Source organism: Cupriavidus sp. HE11, from assembly GCF_056097175.1.
This window is the reverse complement of the sequence record NZ_CP184465.1, coordinates 1,084,602-1,100,638: the sequence shown is the minus strand read 5'-3', so window position 1 is coordinate 1,100,638 and position 16,037 is coordinate 1,084,602. Positions and strand designations below refer to the sequence as shown.

Annotated in this window: 14 protein-coding genes and 1 pseudogene; 9 read left to right on the top strand and 6 right to left on the bottom strand. The window is 69.2% G+C overall.

The genetic code is table 11. The features are described 5' to 3' along the window. Nucleotides 1-34 precede the first annotated feature (34 nt). The 7 genes from ACOABP_RS22315 to ACOABP_RS22285 all read left to right on the top strand — a co-directional run bounded on the left by ACOABP_RS22315 (nucleotide 35) and on the right by ACOABP_RS22285 (nucleotide 8,420). Nucleotides 35-1,015 (top strand): Bug family tripartite tricarboxylate transporter substrate binding protein, encoded by a 981-nt coding sequence (locus ACOABP_RS22315; protein ID WP_474230346.1) that lies wholly within the window; start codon nucleotides 35-37, stop codon nucleotides 1,013-1,015. A 74-nt stretch (nucleotides 1,016-1,089) separates the two neighbouring features. Further along, nucleotides 1,090-2,565, top strand: a complete 1,476-nt coding sequence (locus ACOABP_RS22310; RefSeq protein ID WP_474230497.1) for an amidase — start codon at nucleotides 1,090-1,092, stop codon at nucleotides 2,563-2,565. A gap of 209 nt (nucleotides 2,566-2,774) precedes the next feature. Further along, entirely contained in the window at nucleotides 2,775-3,716 is a 942-nt protein-coding gene (locus ACOABP_RS22305) for a tripartite tricarboxylate transporter substrate binding protein (protein WP_474230496.1), read from the top strand. A gap of 39 nt (nucleotides 3,717-3,755) precedes the next feature. Beyond that, entirely contained in the window at nucleotides 3,756-4,553 is a 798-nt protein-coding gene (locus ACOABP_RS22300; RefSeq protein ID WP_474230345.1) for an enoyl-CoA hydratase/isomerase family protein, read from the top strand. Between the two features lie 5 nt (nucleotides 4,554-4,558). After that, complete coding sequence (locus ACOABP_RS22295; protein WP_474230344.1) at nucleotides 4,559-6,655, top strand: acetate--CoA ligase family protein; 2,097 nt, start codon at nucleotides 4,559-4,561, stop codon at nucleotides 6,653-6,655. An 18-nt stretch (nucleotides 6,656-6,673) separates the two neighbouring features. Then, on the top strand, nucleotides 6,674-7,585 hold the full coding sequence (locus ACOABP_RS22290) for an alpha/beta fold hydrolase (RefSeq protein WP_474230343.1): 912 nt from the start codon (nucleotides 6,674-6,676) through the stop codon (nucleotides 7,583-7,585). Between the two features lie 4 nt (nucleotides 7,586-7,589). Then, the gene (locus ACOABP_RS22285; protein WP_474230341.1) at nucleotides 7,590-8,420 is read left to right on the top strand and encodes an IclR family transcriptional regulator; all 831 of its coding nucleotides are present in this window, start codon (nucleotides 7,590-7,592) and stop codon (nucleotides 8,418-8,420) included. Nucleotides 8,421-8,448: 28 nt separating this feature from the next. Here the strand turns inward: ACOABP_RS22285 and ACOABP_RS22280 are convergent, their stop codons facing one another. Continuing rightward, on the bottom strand, nucleotides 8,449-8,982 hold the full coding sequence (locus tag ACOABP_RS22280) for a hypothetical protein (RefSeq protein WP_474230339.1): 534 nt from the start codon (nucleotides 8,980-8,982) through the stop codon (nucleotides 8,449-8,451). 191 nt (nucleotides 8,983-9,173) lie between these two features. On the opposite strand from ACOABP_RS22280, the gene ACOABP_RS22275 reads away from it, so the two are divergent. Next, nucleotides 9,174-10,226: a molybdopterin-dependent oxidoreductase gene (locus tag ACOABP_RS22275; RefSeq protein ID WP_474230338.1), complete on the top strand. Its 1,053-nt coding sequence runs from the start codon at nucleotides 9,174-9,176 to the stop codon at nucleotides 10,224-10,226. A gap of 16 nt (nucleotides 10,227-10,242) precedes the next feature. Here the strand turns inward: ACOABP_RS22275 and ACOABP_RS22270 are convergent. From ACOABP_RS22270 to ACOABP_RS22260, 3 genes and pseudogenes are all read right to left on the bottom strand, one after another. Next, nucleotides 10,243-11,043, bottom strand: a pseudogene (locus tag ACOABP_RS22270) (YoaK family protein); the annotation flags it as partial. Nucleotides 11,044-11,170: 127 nt separating this feature from the next. Continuing rightward, entirely contained in the window at nucleotides 11,171-12,124 is a 954-nt protein-coding gene (locus ACOABP_RS22265) for a tripartite tricarboxylate transporter substrate binding protein (protein ID WP_474230336.1), read from the bottom strand. Between the two features lie 99 nt (nucleotides 12,125-12,223). Continuing rightward, nucleotides 12,224-13,357 (bottom strand): TauD/TfdA family dioxygenase, encoded by a 1,134-nt coding sequence (locus ACOABP_RS22260; RefSeq protein ID WP_474230335.1) that lies wholly within the window; start codon nucleotides 13,355-13,357, stop codon nucleotides 12,224-12,226. 139 nt (nucleotides 13,358-13,496) lie between these two features. Between ACOABP_RS22260 and ACOABP_RS22255 the strand changes: the two genes are divergently transcribed. Continuing rightward, a complete protein-coding gene (locus ACOABP_RS22255) occupies nucleotides 13,497-14,381 on the top strand; it encodes a LysR family transcriptional regulator (protein WP_474230334.1) in 885 nt (294 codons plus the stop codon). 87 nt (nucleotides 14,382-14,468) lie between these two features. Here ACOABP_RS22255 and mdcH read toward each other — a convergent pair whose 3' ends face one another. Beyond that, complete coding sequence (gene mdcH / locus ACOABP_RS22250) at nucleotides 14,469-15,392, bottom strand: malonate decarboxylase subunit epsilon (protein WP_474230333.1); 924 nt, start codon at nucleotides 15,390-15,392, stop codon at nucleotides 14,469-14,471. Further along, nucleotides 15,377-16,036 (bottom strand): malonate decarboxylase holo-ACP synthase, encoded by a 660-nt coding sequence (locus ACOABP_RS22245; protein WP_474230331.1) that lies wholly within the window; start codon nucleotides 16,034-16,036, stop codon nucleotides 15,377-15,379. The genes mdcH and ACOABP_RS22245 overlap by 16 nt, the downstream gene beginning before the upstream one ends. Nucleotide 16,037: the final 1 nt, after the last annotated feature.

Here is a 16,037-nt window from a genome sequence, read left to right as displayed (position 1 = left end):
TGATCTTTCCATTGCATCGTTGCGGAGCTTCATCATGACCCGTTTGCCTTCCCGAATCGCCCACGCCGTTGTCGCGTGCAGCCTCGCAGCCGGTGCCTCGCTGGCGTTTGCGGACACCTTTCCGTCCAAGCCGATCCAGCTTGTGATTCCATTCCCGCCGGGTGGTGCCACCGACGTGATCGGCCGTCTGGTCGGCAAGAAGCTTGGCGACAAGCTTGGCCAGACCGTGGTGGTCGACAACCGCCCGGGTGCAGGCACCATCGTCGGCGCCAGCTACGTTGCCAAGGCCGCGCCGGACGGCTATACGCTGCTGGCCAGTTCGGGCACCACGTTCACGGTGAACCCGGCCATCCACGCCAAGCTGCCGTACGACCCCGTGAAGAGCTTCGAGCCGATCGGGTTTGCGGGCCGCACCGGCCTGATCCTGCTTGCCAACAAGGACCAGCCCGTCAGCAACCTGAAGCAACTCGTGGCCGCCGCCAAGGCGCAGCCGGGCAAGCTGACGTACGGATCGTTCGGCAGCGGCACCACGGCCCAGTTCGCGGGCGAGATGCTGTTCAACCTGGCCGGCGTGAAGCTGCTGCATGTGCCGTACAAGGGCAGCGCACCGGCCATGACCGACCTGATCGGCGGACAGATCCCGTTCACGGTGGATACCGTGGCCGCCGCGATCCCGCAGGTGAAGTCGGGCAAGGTCAAGGCCATCGCCGTGACGACGGCCAAGCGCTCCACGCTGCTGCCTGACGTGCCCACTGCCGCAGAGGCCGGCTATCCCGGCATCGATGCCGATACCTGGCTGGCGCTGGTGGCACCGCGCGGCCTGCCGGCCGACGTCAAGCAGAAGCTGGAAAAGGCGCTGGCCGAAGTGATGGCCGATCCCGAAACCCGCAAGGCGCTGACCAACGCCGGTTTCGAGCCGCTGGACGGCAATGGCGCGGCGGTGTCGGCACTGATCAGCAAGGAACTGCCGCTGATGCGCGCCACGGCGCAGCGTGCGAATATTACGGCCGATTGAGAAGGTCTCTGGAGACAGTAGTGAACGAAGCACAGAAGACGCTGGTGGCGCGCCCCGCCACCGAGTTGCGGCGCATGATCGGCAGCAAGGAAATCTCGCCGGTCGAGTTGCTGGATGCCTGCATCGCGCAGATCGGACAAGTGAACCCGTTCCTGAACGCATTGACGGCCACCTGCTTCGACCGCGCCCGCGACGAGGCCCGCGCCGCCGAACGTGCCGTGCTCGACGGCAAGCCGCTGGGCCTGCTGCACGGCCTGCCGCTCGGCGTGAAGGACCTGGAGGCCACCGCCGGGCTGCTGACCACGTATGGCTCGCCGCTGTATCGCGACAACGTGCCGGCCGAAGACAACGTACTGGTGGCGCGCCTGCGTGCGGCCGGTGCCATCGTGGCCGGCAAGACCAACATCCCCGAGATGGGCGCTGGCGCCAATTCGCGCAACGACGTCTGGGGTGCCACGGGCAATCCGTTCAATCCGAACCTCAATGCGGGCGGATCGTCGGGCGGCTCGGCGGCGGCGCTGGCGGCAGACCTGCTGCCGGTCTGCACGGGCTCGGACACCGGCGGTTCGCTGCGCATCCCGGCCGCCAAGTGCGGCGTGGTGGGCTTCCGGCCGTCGCCGGGCGTGGTGCCGAGTTCGCGCAAGCTGCTGGGCTGGACGCCGATTTCGGTGGTGGGGCCGATGGGCCGCACCGTGGCCGATGCCTGCCTGCAACTGGCCGCGTCGGCCGGGGTGTCGGCGGGCGATCCGCTGACCTACCCGCTCGATCCGCTGTCGTTCCTGACGCCGATGCCGGTGGACCTGGGCAGCCTGCGCGTGGCGTACACCGAGGACTTTGGCTGCTGCGATGTCGACGACGGCATCCGCCGCACGTTCCGCGAGAAGATCGCCGCGATGCGCCACCTGTTCCGCACCTGCGACGCCATCGATATCAATCTGGGCGAAGCGCACCGCTGCTTCGACGTGCTGCGCGCGGAGAGCTTCGTGGCCGGCATGCGCGACGCCTACGAGCGCGATCCGTCGAAGCTGGGCCCGAACACGCGGGCCAACTACGAGATGGGCGCGCGGATGTCGCTGGTGGACAGCGCCTGGGCGCAGGCCGAGCAGACGCGCATCCTGCAGCGGTTCCAGCAGCTGTATCGCGACTACGACGTGATCCTGTCGCCGACCACGCCGGTATCGCCGTTCCCGTGGACGTCGCTCTACGCCGAATCGATCAACGGCGTGCGCCAGGAGAACTACTACCGCTGGCTGTCGCTGACCTACGTGGTGACGCTGACCACGCATCCGGCGCTGTCGCTGCCTTGCGGCCGCGATCACGCGGGCATGCCGTTCGGCCTGCAGATCGTGGGCGGCTTCCGCAAGGACCACGAGACGCTGGGCGTCTCGTACGCGATGGAGCAGGCGTTTGCGGCCATTCCGTCGCTGCGCCGCCCGCTGCCGGACCTGGCCGCGCTCAAGCCGGCCGAGCCCGCGCTGACGTCGATCGTCACCGCGCCGCCGGTGCTCGATGCCAAGGTGAAGCAGGGCAAGGAAGCGTCGGCGGTCTAGTCACCTCGCGCTTGTTGTCTCCCCTGTCCCGCACGGCGGGACGGGGGAGACGGTCTTCCGTCATTTCCATGTGGCGGAATTGACCGGCTGCGCCAGCCCGGCCATCGGCCTAACCTCCTGTCATACGAAAACGACAGGAGACAACCTTGGCAACCGCAGCAATCCGCGCCGCGCGCCGCCTGGCCGCGCTGGTCTTTCCTTTCGCGGCGATGGCCGCACTGGGCGCCGCCGCCGCGCCGGCGCACGCCGCCTATCCTGACAAGCCCATCCGCATCGTCGTGCCGTTCTCGCCCGGCGGCGGCACCGACCTGATTGCCCGCGCAATGGGCGTCGCCATGGCGCAGGACCTGGGCCAGCCCGTGGTGATCGACAACAAGCCTGGTGGCGGCACCATCATCGGCACGGACAACGTTGCCAAGAGTGCGGCAGACGGCTACACGCTCGTGATGGCCACGTTTGCCCATGCCGTCAACCCGAGCCTGCAGCCCAGGCTGCCCTACGACACCGAGAAGGCGTTCACGCCAGTGATGCTGGTGGGCCGTTCGCCGAACGTGCTCGTGGTGCGTGCCGACAGCCCGTACAAGTCGGTGCGCGATGTGATCGCCGCCGCCAGGGCCAGGCCGGGCGCCATCTCGTTTGCATCGCAAGGCCCTGGCACATCGGCACATCTGGCCGGCGAACTGTTCAAGAGCCTCGCAAAGGTCGACCTGAACCACATTCCGTACAAGGGCGCCGGCCCGGCGATCACCGACCTGCTGGGCGGACAGGTGGACATGATGTTCGCCACGGCCTCGGCCGTGGGCAACCTGCTCGAAGCCGGCAAGCTGCGCGCGCTGGGCGTGACCACCTCGCAGCGTTCGACCAGCCCGGACCTGGCGAAGGTGCCGACGATTGCCGAAAGCGGTGTGCCCGGTTACGCGGCGGAAAGCTGGTACGGCCTGTTCGCGCCCGCCGGCACCCCGCCGGCCGTGGTGGCGCGGCTCAACGCGGCCGCCAGGAAGGCTGTCACCGCCGAAGCGTTCCGCAAGCGTGCCGACGCCGAAGGGCTGATCGTCAGCCCGGGCACGCCGGACGAGTTCGGGCGCTACGTCCATGGCGAAGAAACACGCTGGAGCAAGGTCGTCAAGGACTCCCGCATCACGCTGAACTGAGCCTCCGAACATCACATCGAATATCACCTTGAACTCACCATGACCCAATACACCCTGATCCAGCTCGAAGTGCGCAACGGCGTGGCCGTGCTGACCCTGAACCGCCCGGAGAAGCGCAACGCCATCAGCGACGACATGCGCACCGAACTGATCGACGCGCTGGAGCGCGTGACCGCCGACCGCAAGATCCGCGCGCTGGTGCTGACCGGCAGCGGCAAGGGCTTCTGCGCGGGCGGCGACGTGGCCGGGATGCAGCGCCGCATGGACGCGCCGCCGGGCGAGGTCGGCTTCAATGGCTGGACGCGCCAGCAGCGCGTGCATCATTCGGTGGCCCTGCTGCACAACATGCCCAAGCCCGTGATTGCCGCGGTCAACGGCGGTGCCAACGGCCTGGGCGCCGATCTGGCGATGGCCTGCGATCTCGTGATCGCGTCGTCGGCAGCCAGCTTCACGTGGTCGTATATCCATCGCGGCCTGATTCCCGATGGCGGTGGCATGTATTTCCTGCCGCGCCGCGTGGGTCTGGCCCAGGCCAAGCAGCTGATCTTCGGCGGCCGCAAGGTGGAGGCCGGCGAAGCCCTGCAGCTTGGCATCGCCGACCGGCTCAGCACGTCGCCAGAAGCGCTGGTCGATGAAGCGGTGGCCTGGGCGGCGGAGATGTCGCATGGCTCGGCCACGGCGCTGGGGCTGGGCAAGTCGATCCTGAACCAGACCTTCGAGCTGACGGCCGACCAGGTCTTCGCGCAGGGCAGCCAGGCACAGGGCATCTGCTACACCAGCAGCGAACACCGCGAATCGGTCCTGGCGTTCCTGGCCAAGACCGCCAGCAAGGGTTGAGCATCATGGCAGCACATCCTTCCGCCATCGCCCGGCTCGTCAAACCGCGCAGCGTGGCCGTGATTGGCGCGTCCGCCGATCCGAACAAGACAGCCGGCCGCCCGGTGTCGTACCTGACCCGGCACGGCTTTGCCGGCGAGATCTATCCGGTCAATCCGAAGGTCGATGCCATCGACGGCATCCGCTGCTATCCCGATATCGGCTCGCTGCCCCAGGTGCCCGACGTGGGTATCGTGCTGCTGGGTGCCGAGCGCGCGCACCAGGCCGTGCGCGAACTGGCCGAACGGGGCACCGGCGCGGCCATCGTGCTGGCCAGCGGCTATACGGAAACCGGCGACGTGGGTGCCCGGCGCCAGGCCGAGCTGGTGGAGGCCGCGGGCAGCATGCGCCTGCTGGGGCCGAACACGATCGGGCTGGTCAACCTGACCGACAACATCCCGCTGTCGGCCAGCGGTGCGCTCGCCATGGACCATTTCCCGGCAGGCAGCATCGGCGTGGTGTCGCAGAGCGGCGGCATCCTGGGCGCGCTGCTGTCGCGGGCCGCAGCGCGCGGCATCGGGTTGTCGAAGCTGGTGTCGACCAGCAACGAGGCCGATCTGGAACTGGCCGATTTCATCGACTATCTGGCCGACGATCCGGCCACGCGTGTGATTGCGCTGTACGTGGAGAGCGTGCGCAATGTCGAGCGCTTCCGCGCGGCGGCGTTGAAGGCAGCGGCCGCCGGCAAGCCGGTGGTGGCGTTCAAGATCGGCCGCTCCGAGGCCGGCGCCCGCGCGGCGGTGTCGCACACCGGGGCCATGGCCGGCGCCGACCGCATGTACGACGCGCTGTTCCGCCAGGTTGGCGTGATCCGCGCGCAGACGTTCTCCGACCTGATCGACATCCCGGCGGCGCTTGCCACCGGGCGCGTGCTGCATGGCCGGCGCATCGCCGTGCTGACGTCCACCGGCGGGGCCGGCACATTGGTGTCCGATAGCTTGGGGGTGTCGGGCTTCGAGACCCCTGCGCCCGACGCCCGGACGGCCGAACGGTTGCGCGCGCTGCAGAAGGGCGATCACGCCGCGCTGGATCGCAATCCGATCGACGTGACGCTGGCCGGCCTGCAGCCGGACCTGCTGCGCGGCGCCATTCGCGCGCTGCTGGACAGTCCCAGCTACGACGCCGTGACGATCATCGTCGGCTCGTCCGGCCTTGCCATGCCCGGCCTGATGGCCGATGCCATCAACGATTGCCTGCCCGAGAGCGACAAGCCGGTGCTGGCCTACGTGAGCCCGCATGCACCGCAGGTGGCGGCGGTGCTGAACCAGCGCGGCGTGCCCGCCTTCAGCGCGCCCGAAAGCTGTGCGGTGGCCTTTGCGGCGATGCTGGCGGCTGGCGAGCGCCCGGCGGTGGTGCCCGATGCGTCGCTCGCGGCTATCGATCCGGGCAGCCTGCCGTCAGGCTCGCTCGACGAACATGCGGCCAAGCAATTGTTTGCGCGATTTGGCGTGCCCGGCGTGCGCGAGACCGTGGTGCATGACGCGGCGGGTGCCGAAGCGGCGGCGCGCGAGCTTGGCGGGCGCGTGGTGCTCAAGATCCTGTCGGCAACGGTCACGCACAAGAGCGATGTCGGCGGCGTGGCCGTCAACGTGACGCCCGAGACCATCGGCGCCCGGCTGGCGGCGATGACCGACGATGTGCGCCGCCATACCGGCCACGCGCCCGACCGCTTTGTGGTGCAGGAAATGGTGGGCGGTGGCGTCGAACTGATTCTGGGCACCCATCGTGATGCATTGGGCACGGCGATCCTGCTCGGCATGGGCGGCATCACTGCCGAACTGTTCCAGGACACCACATTGCGGCTGCTGCCCGAGTCAGGTGGGCTGACCCCTGCCGAAGCGCTGTCGATGGTGCGCGAGCTGAAGACCTGGCCGCTGCTGGACGGCTACCGGGGAAGGCCAAAAGCCGACGTCGATGCGTTGGTCGATGCTATCGTGGCGTTTTCGCGGATGGCGGCCGCATTGGGGCCGCGTCTGGTGGAAGCCGAGATCAACCCGGTTTTCGTGCTGCCGGCGGGCCAGGGGGTTCGCGCGGCGGACGGCGTGGCGGTGCTCGGCGCGTAACGGACAGGAGAGCGCAGGATGACGGAAGCGGCCGCCAGTGAAGCGGAATCGATCGACAACATGGCGGCAGCCTCGGGCACGCCGGACGCGCGCCAGGCGGCCGGGTTCGTGCACGCACTGACGCAACACGGGCATATCCATACCACCGAAGTCGACGGATGCCGCATCGTGTGGCGCCGCTTCGGCTCGGGGCCAGATGTGCTGCTGGTGCATGGCGGCCATGGCAGCTGGCTGCACTGGGCGCGCAATATCGAGGCACTGGCCGCGCGGCATACGGTCTGGGTCCCCGACCTGCCGGGCTTTGGCGCCTCGGGCGATCCGGCCGATGGCGAGATGTCGACGCTGGTGGCTACGGTGGCCACCGGTTTCGCGCAACTGCCGGTACAGGGCGCGGTCGACCTGGTCGGTTTTTCCTTCGGTGGCCTGACCGCGTCGTACCTGGCCAGCGCGTTGCCCAACGTGCGCAGTCTGGCCCTTCTGGGGCCGGGCGGTCACGGCGGCGTGCGGCGCCAGACCATCAACCTGGTGGACTGGCGGCGCGCCGGCGATGCGGCCGCGCTGGCCGAGGCGATGCGCCACAACGTGGCGGCCTTCATGATCGCCGACCCGGACAGGATCGATGCGCTGGCCCTGCTGGCCTACACCGAGTCGTGCCGGCACACACGCTTCCGCAGCAAGCAGATTTCGCGCGCAGGGGGGCTGGCCGCTGCACTGGACCGGTTCCAGGCCCAGGCCGGCCGCCCCGTGCTGATCGCCTATGGCGAGCACGATGTGACGGCCGACCCTTCCGCCGTGCTGGCGGCGCTGGTCGATGGCCGTCCACACCGTCGGGGCGCGGTAATCGATGGCGCCGGGCATTGGGTCCAGTACGAGGCACACGACGCCGTCAATGCCTTGCTGCTGGACTGGCTGGCACGCCAGGCGGGCTGAACCGGTGGATGCGCGGGATGCGCAGCGCCGGGCGCGCGGCCGGCCAGCCAACCTGCTGGCAAACCGGTCGCTGGAGCGAGGCATCGAGATCCTTCGTGCGTTTCGGCCGGGGTCGGAAGTGCTTGGCAACGGCGAACTGGCCGAGCGCACCGGGCTGGCGCGCTCCACGGTCAGCCGCCTGACGCAAAGCCTGGTCGACACGGGATTTCTCCAGTACGACCCGGCGCTGCGTGCCTACCGGCTGGGCGTGCCGGTGCTGAGCCTGGCCCACGCCATGCGCAGCGGGTCGACGGTACTGCAGCTGGCCGCGCCGATGATGCGCGAACTGGCGCAGGCCGAACACCTGAACGTGGGCCTGGCGATGGCCGACCGCGATGAAATGGTGTACCTCGAATCGATCCGCCATGGCCGCAAGGCGTCGCTGCGCAGCGTGGTGGCGGGGCAGCGCGTGCCGATGGCGCTGACGTCGCTTGGACGCGCATGGCTGGCGGCGGCCCCCGAGGCCGAATATGCGGCGCGCATGGCCGCGTTCTCCGGCAATGCGTCGGGGCATGCCCCGGGTCGCGCGGCGCACTGGCCTGCACTGCGGGCCGAGATCGAGGCGGCAGTGGCGCATGTGCGCCAGCACGGCTGGTGCGCGGCCAGCTGGCAGCCCGAGGTGGTGGCGATCTCGGCGCCGCTGGCGCTTGAACACTATCCCGTGCATGTGCTGAACATCAGCCTGTCCACCCGCGCATCGGTCGCGGAAGTGGCGCGCGAACTGGCGCCCCGGCTGATGCGGCTGGCCGCCGGCATCCGCACCGCCGTGGAGACGGCGCAATCCGAGCCGCTGTAGCGGGCCCGGCTTCCTCCCGACCGCAGCCTTATCGCGGCGCGGCCGCCCAGCGCCGCACTTCGATGGCCTTGACCGCCACGGCGCTGCGCGGCCCCAGCCGCAGGTCTTCCAGCGAGGTCAGCTGCACGCCGCCGCCGGCGGCCGGCAAGACTTCGCCATCCTGCTCCACCACCAGCATCGCCCCGCGCCCGATCGGCGAGTTGTACAGCTCGTGCCAGGTGAACAGGCACACATAGCCGTCCGCTGCATGCACCGCGATGACCAGCTGCTTGCATTGCGCGCGCGGCAGGCCCTTCATGCCGGCCAGGTCGAGCAGATCGGTCAGCAACACGCCGCGCTGCTCGTGCACGTCGCGGATATGGCGGCCCGTGAAGCACTCGATCGTGGCCGGGCCGGCCGATGTGCGCGACATGGACAGCAGCGCGGCGCGGTCGAAGCGGCGGGCACCGGACAGGTCGCCCAGGATCTCGATGCAGTCGGAATAGTGGGTGTGCTTGGTGAAGTAGGGGTCTTCGGCGGTGACAGCGTCGACAGCATCGAGGGCGGTGGGAGCAGCTTGCATCGCGATTCCTGGTTGGGGTTCCGTGTGGCGGGCCGTTGTCATTCCGGCCGGCTTCTGTCATCGTTAACCGCTATATACACGATTACATAACGACGGACCAGAGGCAATTTGCGAGAAGGCGTGCATGGTATGCGGCGCGCCACATATTTCCGCAGGGCCATGGCTCCGCACAACGGGAAGGAGATGGTTCGATGGCATTGCATCGAGGGGAAGCCCTTGGCTGGCGCCGGTTGGCGCTGCACCTGTGCTGGATGGCGCTGTTGCCGGTGGCGACGGCCTGTGGCGGATCGGATGACGCCACGGCCTCTACCAGCCCGCCGGCTGCTACGCCCGCTCCGACCGAGCCGGCCACGCCGGCAACCCCGCAGGCCACGCTGGCGCTGGCCGGCGAACTGACCACGCCGGGGCAGTTGACGCTCTCGCAGTTGCAGGCCATGCCGGCTGCCACCCAGACCGTGTCGTTTTCCAGCGGCAGCGGCCCGCAGACCCATACCTACACGGGCGCCAGCCTGTGGACCCTGCTGAACCAGGCCGGCATCCAGGTCAACGCGGCGGTCCACAACGACGTGCTGGGCAAGTACGTGGTGGCGACGGGCAGCGACAACTATCGTGCCGTGTTTTCGATGGGCGAACTGAGCCCGGACTTTGGCAATCGCGCCAGCCAGGTGGTCTACGCCGAGACGCTCAACGGCACCAGCGCCGCGCTGGCCGCACCGGATGGCCCGCTGCGCGTGACCGCGCCGGGCGACATCAAGGGCGGCCGCTATGTCTCGGGGCTGGTCAGGCTGGAAGTCCGCAGCGCCACGTCGACGGCCGTGGGCGTGGGCGGGGGTGTCAGCACGCAGTTCCAGTTGAGCGGCGCCGTGGCCCGCCCGGCCACCTACGGCCTGGCCGCACTGCAGGCGCTGACGCCGGTCACGCGTACCGTTGGTGCCAATACGTACACCGGGGTCGGCCTGTGGGACCTGGTCAGCGCGGCCGGCATCGTCACCAGCACGGCGGTCAAGAACGACCTGCTGGGCTTCTACGTGGTGGCAACGGGCAGCGACGGCTATCGCACCGTCATCTCGCTGGCCGAACTCTCGCCCGACTTCGGCAACCAGCCCGACATGGTCGCCTATGCGATGAACGGCACGCCGCTGACCACCAACGGGTTTGCCCGGCTGGTGATCCCCAATGACGGCAAGGCGGGGCGCTACGTGTCGAACCTGATCAGTCTCGAGGTGGTGTCGGCGGCCCGATGAACTGGCGCCGCGCGCCCCAGCGGCGCGCGCGCCTGACCAGATGGTGCCGGTGCCCGCGCAGCAGGGCGCGCGTCAGCACGTCGTCGGCCACCGGCATGATCGCCACCACCAGCAGCAGCGCGGCCAGCGGCAAGGTGGCCGAATAGCCGATGGCACTGAAGGCCTGCGCGCCAACCAGCCCGCCCAGGAAGAACAGCCCCACCAGCACGGCCAGCAGCCGCAGCTTTTGCCGGTCGGCCATCACGGGGCCCGGCCCCGAGCGGGCGCTGGCTCGTGCCAGGCCGTTCCAGTAGCACAGCTTGCCAAGCTCGATGCCGATGTCGGTCACCATGCCGGTGACGTGCGTGGTCCGGATTTCGGCATTCGACAGCTTGGTGATCAGCGCGTTCTGCAGCCCCATCATGAAGCACAGCAGCATCACCGTGGCGGGCACGAACAGCCATTCCATGTCGTCCAGGTGCGTGCCGAGCAGGCCGAAGCCCAGCAGCAGCAATGCCTCGAACAGCAGCGGAATGGCGTACTCGCTGCGCAGCCGCGCGCGGCGCGCCCAGTGGATCAGCATGGCGGAACAGGCCGCGCCGCCGATAAACGACGCCAGCGCGCCGATGCCGTTCAGCACCATGCCGTAGCGGTGCAGCACCAGTTCGTCGGCGATCGAGGAGACCACCCCGGACATGTGCGAGGTGTATTGATGTACCGCCAGGAAACCGCCCGCGTTGGCGGCGCCGGCCACGAAACAGAGCACCCGTGCCAGCCGGCGGTTGGACACCGGGTTGCGGCGGTGGGCGGTCAGACTGCGCAGATACCCGAGTGGCATGGCGGCAAGGGCGGGGGCGACGGAAGCCCCCATCATACGACTGCGATGGCAGCGCGTGCATCCCGCTTGCGTACGGGCAGTTGCGCGCCGCAGACAGGCGCCGCGGGGCAGCGCCTCTGGCGCCGCGTCAGGTCAGGCGCGTGTGCGTCACCGATACCACCTTGGCCCAGCGCGTGATCTCGCCCTGCAGGAACTGGGTGAACTGCGCGGCGCTGTTGCCGATCGGGTCGAGCCCTTCGCTGGTCAGGCGCTTGCGCATGGCTGGCGAGGCCACGGCCGCTGCGGCGGCGGCCTCCAGTTCCTTTACCGTCTCGGGCGCCATGCCAGCCGGGCCAAGCAGGCCATACCACGACCGGTAGTCGAAATTCGGGATCACGGCGGCAATCGGCGCCAGGTTCGGAAAGGCCGGCAGCCGCTGCGGGCTGCTGACACCCAGGCCCTTGATCTTGCCGGCCTGCAGCAGCGGCTGCACGGTGGCGACATTGCCCAGCAGCAGGTCGGCCTGGCTGCCCACCACGTCGGCCACGGCGGGGCCGGCACCCTTGTAGGGCACGCTGACGATATCGACCCCGGCCTCGTGCTTGAGCATCTCGCCGGCCAGGTGGTTGGCGCTGCCCACGCCGGCCACGGCCAGGCTGATCTTGCCGGGTTTGGCCTTGGCAAGCGCGATCAGCTCGCGCACGTTGTTCGCCTCCAGCCCGGGGCGCGCCACCAGGATCAGCGGGGAACTGGCAATCAGCGAGATCGGCGTGAAGTCCTTGATCGGATCGAACGGCTTCTTTTCGAACAGGGCCGGGTTGATGGCATGGCTGGTATAGCTGAGCAGCAGCGTGCCGCCATCGGGCTCGGCCTTTGCCACGGCCACGGCGGCGATATTGCCGGCCGCACCGCCACGGTTCTCGACGATGAACGGATGCTTGAGGCGCTGCTCCAGGTCGGCCGCCAGCGAGCGGGCGACGATATCGGTGCCGCCGCCGGGCGTGGCGCCGACCAGCAGCTTGGTCACGGACGGGGCCGCGTGAAGATCGGGGGGCAACACCAGCGCTGCGGACAGCAGCGCCAGAAAGTCGCGTCGTTGCATGGGTTGTCTCCGTTTCTCTTTATGAGGCCGGCGCCTCGTCAGGCGGGCGCCGTGCGGGGTACGTCGCGGCCGGAGGGCGCCGGCCGTCTGGCTGCGATATCAGGCGGTGGCGGCCTCCGTGCCGGCGGCGGCGCGGTTTCCGGCGCTTGCCGACCAGGGCATCAGCGGCATGCCCAGCGTGGCGGCCTGGCGCTGCTCGAAGGCATCGAATGCGGCACTGCGTGCGCTGCCCCGCAGGCCGCCGCGCACGGCACCGGCGCGCACGTCGGTGAAATAGACGGCCCAGTCATCGGGCAGCGGCTGCGATCCGGGCACGGCCAGCCACAGGCGCAGCAGGTGGCGCTTGCGGTCGAATTCCTCGTAATCCTCGAAGTTGGTGCGCGAATGCACGGTCACGTAGTTGTTCAGCAGCTGCATGTCACCTTGTTCGAGTTGCATGGCAAAGCAGAGTTCGGGGTCGGTCAGCAGCGTGTCGAGCAGGTCCAGTGCATCGGTCTGCGCCTGGGTCAGGCGCGGCACGTCGTCAAAGTCGCGCTGCGCGGCCACCACGTTCTTGCGGTTGATGCGGAACGCAAAGGCCGACGGGTGGCTGCCCAGGATCGGCAGCGGGTAGTAGGGTGGCTGCGACGGGTCCTGCGCACCCTGGTAGCTGTAATAGAACGGCTGCTGCAACACGGGAATCAGGTCGGGGCGGCGCTGGGCCACTGCATCGCGCAAGGCGATCGAACTGACCACCTTGCTCTCGCCGCCCGACTTGGCGGCGCGGCGGCAGATCAGACCGACGATATCGCCCGAATCGGTATGGAAGTCCAGCCCGGCATTGGTGTTGTAGCCGCGGCCGTTGGTGGTCTTGTAGGCCGCGCCCACGTCGCGCACATCGTTCATGAAATCGCTGGTGCGGTTCTGCGTGCGGGCCACGCCCATATGCAGGCCCATGCCCCAGTAGGCCAGGCGGGTGTCGTCCTCGCTCCAGCGGTCCACCGGAAAGCCCTTGACCAGGCACATGCCCCAGCGGCCCTGCGTGATGTCCACGGCGCGCGCCAGTGCCTGGCGTGCGCCTTCATCGAGCGGAAAGTCGTCACGGGTCATGTCCAGCGGGGCCTTGCCGACGGACTTGGCATGCGCCAGGGCGTTGTCGAAGCTGGTCACGTCGGCGGCGGTCAGGCGCACGATCCAGGAAGTGTCGCGCTGGGCGTCGGCGGCGAGCCAGGCTTGGGGGCGTTGTGCAGGCATCGGAATCGTCTTCTTTATCGGTTCAGGCTTGGGTTGGAACGGGGGCTGTGCAGCCTTGCGCGACGTCGTGAAGCCAGTCTATGCTTGCCCGGCACCAAGAAAAAGTGACGTTGTTTGACGTCTTTCATAAGGATTCTTGATGAAGCTGGAGACCTTCGCCACGCTGGCGGCCGTGATCGAGGAGGGGTCGTTCGCGGCGGCGGCGGCCACCATGCACCTGACGCCAAGCGCGGTCAGCATGCAGATGAAGCAGCTGGAGCAGTACCTGGGACAGCCGCTGTTCGACCGTTCCGGTCTGCAGGTGCGGCCCAATGCGCTGGCGCGCGAGGTGGCCGCGTCGATGGAAGGCGGGCTGCGGCACCTGAACACGCTGCGTCGGCGGGCGAGCGTGGCGGTGGAGGGCGTGGTGCGGCTCGGGGTGATCGAATCGATGCAGCCGGTCCTGCTGCCGGGCACGCTGCGCTATCTGCGCGAGCGCTATCCGCGCCTGACGGTCAAGCCGCTGCGCGGCCGCAGCACCGGGTTGATGGAGATGGTCAAGGCCGGCCAGCTCGACGCGGCAGTCGTGGCGCGCCCCGAGTCGGGCCGCGTAGCCAGCCTGCGCTGGTATCCGGTGGCGACGCGCGAACTGATGCTGATCGCCCCGCCCGACGCTGGCGGCCGCAACGAGTCGCCGGCCGATCTGCTGGCGCGCTATGACTGGATTCGCTATGACCGGGCCACCGTGTCGGGCGCGATGGCCGCGCGCCATGTCCACGGGCTGTTGCCGGACAAGCGCAGTGCGATGGAATTCGACAGCGTGACGGCGATCGTGGCGATGGTCAGTGCGGGCCTGGGGGTGTCGGTGGTGCAGTTGATGGACCCCACCGTGGTGGACCGCTATCCGGTGCGCCGCATCCGCCTGGGGCCGGACGCCCCGGTGCTGCAGATGTCGCTGGTGCTGCGCAAGGCCGACGAGGACAGCCGGCTGCTGCAGGCGCTCAGGGAGGCGGTGGAGGCCACGCTGAAGACCCCGCGCACGTAGGTCGGGGGGGCGGCTTTCTCCCCTCTCCCGGGCGCAGGAGCGGGGAGCCGCCATCAGTCAGCCATAAGTGGGAGGGGGAAGCAGAGATCAATCCGCCTGCTCGCGCGCCATCAGCAGCCGCACGCTGTCCGCGCGCGTTTCCGCCAGCGCCACCGCCTGTGGAAACAGCGGCTGGCACAGCCGCGTCAGCACGTTGCCGGGCGGCATCTCCACCGCGAGCCGCATGTCGCAGGCGCGCGCCAGCAGCATCGTTTCATGCCAGCGCACCGGCAGTGCCATATTGCGTGCCAGGTCTTCGGCAATCCGGGCCGGGTCGCGCAACTCGCGCGCCGCACTGGCGCTGAAGTAGCGCAGCGCCGGGCGCCGGCACTGGACGTCGGCAAACGCGCGTTGCAGCGCCGCGGCGGCATCGTCCAGCAGCGCGCAGTGCGACGGCACTGCAATCGCCACCCGCTGCGCCGTGCGGGCACCCGCCGCCAGTGCCAGTTCGGCCACGCGGGCCATCGCGGCGTCCGATCCGGCAATCACAAGCTGGGTGTCGGCGTTGTAGTTGGCGACATGGACCGGCATGCCGGACCGGTGCACGGCGGCGACCACGGCTTGCAGTGGCCCTTGTTCCAGCCCCAGGATCGCGGTCATGCCATAACCGGATGGATAGGCGGCCTCCATCAGCCCGCCGCGCTGCGCCACCAGCCGTACGGCATCGGCAAACGGCAGCACGCCGGCCGTGACCGCCGCCGCGTAGGCCCCGATCGACAGCCCGGCCACGGCATCGGCGGCAGCGCCGTCGTCCAGCAGGGCGCGGGCGCTGGCGACGCCGGCCACCAGCAGGCAGATCTGCACGGAGACGGTGGAAGCCAGGTGCGCGGCATCGTCGTGCAGCAGGATGCTGGTGCCCAGCACGTCGCTGGCCTCGGCCAGCGTGCGTGCCACCGCAGGGTGATCGGGCAGCGCGTGGAGCATGCCGGGGCGTTGCGCGCCCTGGCCGGGAAAGGTCAGCAGGGTTGGCATGGGGCGCGCCAGGGGTCTTCGCAGAGCACCGGGCCGGTGTCGGTTTTCAGCAGCACGCGGCCCTGGGTGCGCAGCCGTTCACGCAGCGCAAAGGCGCCGTACGGGGTAGCCACCTGGATATCGAGCCGCACCCCGTCGGTATCGATCAGCGATTGCAGCGCCGCCAGCGTGGCGGTCGAGAGCGGCTCGGGGGCGTCCAGCAGCAGGTCGATATCGCTGCCGGCATGCAGTACGTCGATACCGGAGGCCAGCGTAAAGCCCACCGCGCCGGTCACACCCCACGGGTGCGGCAATGCGCCAAGCTGACGGGAAAGCGGGTCCAGCGCGTGCAGCGCGGGAATCTCGTCGCGGCGCGGATGCAGGCGCCAGAAGCCCTCACGCGCGATATCGAATGGCGAGACCACGGTGGCGCACTGGTCGGCATCGATCCAGCCGGCGTGCCGCTGCGCGCGGTTGCGTCCCCGGACGCCTACCGGGATGCGCGGGATGCGCGCAAGGGTATGCCCCGCCGTATCGCGGTCGCGCCGCACCACCAGTGGCGCCTGCGCGAGCCAGTCCGCATCGGCCCAGTCCGGCACATGGCCCGTGGCGATAAACGCCGCGGGATCGCGTAGCCAGATGAGGTCGTGCGGCCGAAGGCGCATG

Coding starts and splice junctions, on each gene's coding strand:
- ACOABP_RS22295 (WP_474230344.1), top strand. CDS start 4,559: ATGGCAGCACATCCTTCCGCCATCGCCCGGCTCGTCAAACCGCGCAGC.
- ACOABP_RS22245 (WP_474230331.1), bottom strand. CDS start 16,036: ATGCGCCTTCGGCCGCACGACCTCATCTGGCTACGCGATCCCGCGGCG.
- ACOABP_RS22265 (WP_474230336.1), bottom strand. CDS start 12,124: ATGCAACGACGCGACTTTCTGGCGCTGCTGTCCGCAGCGCTGGTGTTG.
- ACOABP_RS22275 (WP_474230338.1), top strand. CDS start 9,174: ATGGCATTGCATCGAGGGGAAGCCCTTGGCTGGCGCCGGTTGGCGCTG.
- ACOABP_RS22280 (WP_474230339.1), bottom strand. CDS start 8,982: ATGCAAGCTGCTCCCACCGCCCTCGATGCTGTCGACGCTGTCACCGCC.
- ACOABP_RS22290 (WP_474230343.1), top strand. CDS start 6,674: ATGACGGAAGCGGCCGCCAGTGAAGCGGAATCGATCGACAACATGGCG.
- mdcH (WP_474230333.1), bottom strand. CDS start 15,392: ATGCCAACCCTGCTGACCTTTCCCGGCCAGGGCGCGCAACGCCCCGGC.
- ACOABP_RS22315 (WP_474230346.1), top strand. CDS start 35: ATGACCCGTTTGCCTTCCCGAATCGCCCACGCCGTTGTCGCGTGCAGC.
- ACOABP_RS22305 (WP_474230496.1), top strand. CDS start 2,775: ATGGCCGCACTGGGCGCCGCCGCCGCGCCGGCGCACGCCGCCTATCCT.
- ACOABP_RS22255 (WP_474230334.1), top strand. CDS start 13,497: ATGAAGCTGGAGACCTTCGCCACGCTGGCGGCCGTGATCGAGGAGGGG.
- ACOABP_RS22310 (WP_474230497.1), top strand. CDS start 1,090: ATGATCGGCAGCAAGGAAATCTCGCCGGTCGAGTTGCTGGATGCCTGC.
- ACOABP_RS22260 (WP_474230335.1), bottom strand. CDS start 13,357: ATGCCTGCACAACGCCCCCAAGCCTGGCTCGCCGCCGACGCCCAGCGC.
- ACOABP_RS22300 (WP_474230345.1), top strand. CDS start 3,756: ATGACCCAATACACCCTGATCCAGCTCGAAGTGCGCAACGGCGTGGCC.